Origin of the sequence: Paenibacillus gallinarum (assembly GCF_014836635.1) — a bacterium.
In the GTDB taxonomy this organism is placed as follows: Bacteria; Bacillota; Bacilli; order Paenibacillales; family Paenibacillaceae; genus Paenibacillus; species Paenibacillus gallinarum.
Window position 1 is genome coordinate 1 of record NZ_JACSQL010000037.1, and the last position, 3,553, is coordinate 3,553.

At 35.4% G+C, this 3,553-nt stretch carries 3 protein-coding genes; all 3 read right to left on the reverse strand.

Annotated elements, in window-relative coordinates; all coding sequences use genetic code 11:
* Positions 1-63 precede the first annotated feature (63 nt).
* The 3 genes from H9647_RS25460 to H9647_RS25470 all read right to left on the reverse strand — a co-directional run bounded on the left by H9647_RS25460 (position 64) and on the right by H9647_RS25470 (position 3,276).
* Complete coding sequence (locus H9647_RS25460; RefSeq protein ID WP_191805278.1) at positions 64-891, reverse strand: helix-turn-helix domain-containing protein; 828 nt, start codon at positions 889-891, stop codon at positions 64-66.
* Between the two features lie 934 nt (positions 892-1,825).
* Entirely contained in the window at positions 1,826-2,638 is an 813-nt protein-coding gene (locus H9647_RS25465) for a hypothetical protein (protein ID WP_191805280.1), read from the reverse strand.
* Positions 2,639-2,736: 98 nt separating this feature from the next.
* Positions 2,737-3,276: a MerR family transcriptional regulator gene (locus H9647_RS25470; protein WP_191805282.1), complete on the reverse strand. Its 540-nt coding sequence runs from the start codon at positions 3,274-3,276 to the stop codon at positions 2,737-2,739.
* Between the last annotated feature and the right edge of the window lie 277 nt (positions 3,277-3,553).

Genomic DNA, 3,553 nt, shown 5'->3' on the forward strand with positions numbered 1-3,553 from the left:
AAAAAAACATTTCGGGACCTTTTGAAAAAGCAGTATTCCATAAAAGCTCGTTTATTTGGCTTTTCATTGCTTTCTATTGGCTTTAATTTTATAAAGCTGTATTGCTTCAGAATACACTTTGTTAAATAACCCTATTGGATTGCGAACGTCAATCTTCATCTTTACACCGTTTGGTGCATCTGGAGCCAGATAAGCAGTACGATCAAAGTATCGATCAGCAGCAATGCGTATAACTTCTGGGTCTAACTGGTTTGGAAACTGTTCTTGTAACATAAGAAATATCTCTTCTACATAAGCGGATCCTGCAGGTATTCCCTCTAAGTAAATCGATTCAGGCAAGTATGTGCTTAATGCTTTATGAATCTCATTATTAAAAGATTCTGAATTTAATTCTGAGACAGCAATCTCTGTTGCTGCTTCAATCAAACAATCATTATTTAAATCATTATTATTTAAATCATTATTTAGTAGTAGTGGATTTTCCGTCGACGGAAAATCCGTCGACGGATTTTCCGTCATCGGTTTTTTACCGTCGACGGATTTTCCGTCATCGGGAAGATCTTCTGTTACAGGACGTTCATAAATAATATATTCCACGTGTCCGAAACTTCCGTTTTCTCCACGGATCTGGCGTCTTGATAAATAGCCGAATTTCTCTAATTCACGCAAACCTGTTCTAACCGAATCTCGTCCATCAGTTGCACGTTTAATAAGGTCTGATTCATATACCTGCCAGTCGTCTGGTTTAGAGAGAAGGTAAGCTAACAATCCTTTGGCTTTCCAGGATAAGCGTTCATCGTTTAAACCGTACTTATCTATCATCACATAAGGGTTTTCACGTTTACTTGTTCGAATAATGGTATTGGTACTTGATTTACGGTCTGTTTTCATAAAAATAGCCTCCTTAAATTTAAGGAGCAGATAGTCTTGCCTATTCATGTTACCGCCTATTATAATAGGGGTAACTAAATAAGGGCAGACTATGCCCCTTGTGTATAGAGAAGAAGCGCCTAGCCGACCAAAGCATAGGGCGCTTTTTTCTCGTTTAGAAGATTTTAGCATGATACTATGAAGCTAGTAAACTAACAAAAATACGAATAAATCCAGTAATGACGTGGAATAATCATATCTCGATATAAAGGATTTGTTTAAAAAAAGCATCCTAATATCCAGCCTGTTTCTCGTTAATGTTAATTAAGTGTAGCTATTGACAAGAGAAGTACCATTTTTCTACTCAAATCGTTGTGATCTAAACTTCTCCCCTGCCAGATCGGCAGAATGGTTAAAAGGGAATATATTAAAACATTTTCAAAAAAAGATAACACCAAGGTATAAGCAAAGGGTTTCACCCTCTGCACTCCTAAACCCATTCCCTGCGAAGCAGGGGTATAAATGGGCACTCTCGTGAAGTTGTTATAAGCTACTGGTGTCATTCAAAGAAAATTTCATAGAAAAATTTCAGTTTTATTCCATAGTGAATGTTTTTTTCTAATAACAAAATCCATTTATAAAGTGTTCTTAAAGTGTTCTTGCAAGAACACCTGAGATTGAGTGAAATTCCATTTAAAGATAGAAAGAGCATAAGGGAAAACTGACCCCACTTTCAGTGTGGTATTAGGCAAAGCCTAATGTTTTCATGGGTACAAAGAATTTCATTTTTGGCACACTAGCGTGACACCAAAAAATGCCTTTTGGCACGCTAGCGTGACATTAAAAACCAACACCCGATCAGCAACGATTTTTAATCGCAGCTTAAGAGCCAAATAAAAAAAACAGCCCCTCTAATGGCTGTTTTTTTTATTTGACCTTCTTCAATTTTGTATAATTAATCAGTTATTTCTATTGATTTTAATTCTTTAATTGGATAAATTACCATTTCCTTGTCCTTATTGATTCCTATGAATGTATCTTTGTTCATATCCATAAGCATATAGGACTCAATCATACCTTCCGTTGTTAAAATTTCAACAATTTTAGTAGGCTGTCCATTCAAATACGCTTGTAATTTATATTGCTGAGTGTAATATCCAGTTTGATAAATCGAAACTAATAGTGTAATCAAGATAAGCATTAAACAAAACATTAGTTTTACTCTGAATTCATTTTCAAGATTCTTGTATTTGTAATTCTCCACTAAAGATTTAATGATTGCATAATGGATTAAAGTTAATAGGGAAAAATAGAAAAGTATATGCATATCGTTAATTGGCACATGGTACTGTCGAAGAATAGAGTTGAGAAATATTACAGTGGAATGCGTAAAGAATGCAACTTTTACTGGGCTTTTAAGATGTGGGATTTTAAGATGTATCTTAAATTTTCTTTGGGCATGCTTAGTATTATTAAGCATCAAAATATTAAGCATCAAAGTTACCACTAGAACCGGTGCTATCAATCCGAATAAAACATATAATCCTCTAAACAAGTAAATTTCGTGATTTAACGGAATCACTGGATAAAGTCCATCATTAATAAAGCCTTGTCCATTTAGGGAACTGAATGATCCTTGAGTATATAAAAAGCCAACAGCATACACGACGATCGGGGCAATAAAATAGATTTCTTTATATTTCTTCAAAAAATCGAATATTCCAGTATACTTTATAGGTTTAATCTCTTGATAATTATTAATATTCATATTTCAATCCCTTTCATCTGCTAAAAAGAGACTGAAAGTCGTCCCCTTCTGAGTTTGCCAAAGGTAAAAATATTATTTATTTTTCGTATACTGATCGATCATTTCCTAAGTATTCGCTGTATGAATGTTTTGGGTTCCTTAACTGCTGCTAATTGTCTAGTGGCTTCTTTCTGTTCACGTATTGCCGTTAACATCTCTGTTACTTGATAATCTCTCTTACGTTCGTATTCTTCTCTGCTATCTAAACGTTCGATCAACGCTTGATTTAATTCAATAAGTTGGCCGATCTGTTCTGCTTGTGCGTCAACCTTTGATGTAAGAATATCGTATTGTTTAGCGTATCGACTCAATGCCCCGGCTTCACCGATATTATCGATCACACTTTCATCCTCCGTAACGGCCATTTTCTTTGCCTGAACTGCAATACAAGCCGCTTCAACCGATATACCCGATCTATTCCGTATCGTTTGCAAATACTTAAGAGTCATAGCGTCTTGATCCGTATAAACCCGATCCTTTCCATTACTTCGGTTTATAACATATCCAGTACGTTCTAGCGCTTGACAATACTTCCGTATCGTAACGGCCTCAACACCTAACATTTCTGCGATGTCCTTTGTTGTATAAGTCCGATCCATTCGATACACCCCCGATATGGTAATGTTTCATGCATTTTTTGGTGCAAGCCGATCTAGGACCTCTCAAATGGCTGTAGGACGAGTTTTATATTTTTCTGTTAACTTAATACTTAAATTTTTCAAAAACCACTACAGAGCGCGATTCTGTTCGTCTCATGACATATCAAATGTATCTGTAGACAGGAGTTTGCATAACATTAAAAAAAACATTTCGGGACCTTTTGAAAAAGCAGTATTCCATAAAAGCTCGTTTATTTGGCTTTTCATTGCTTTCTAT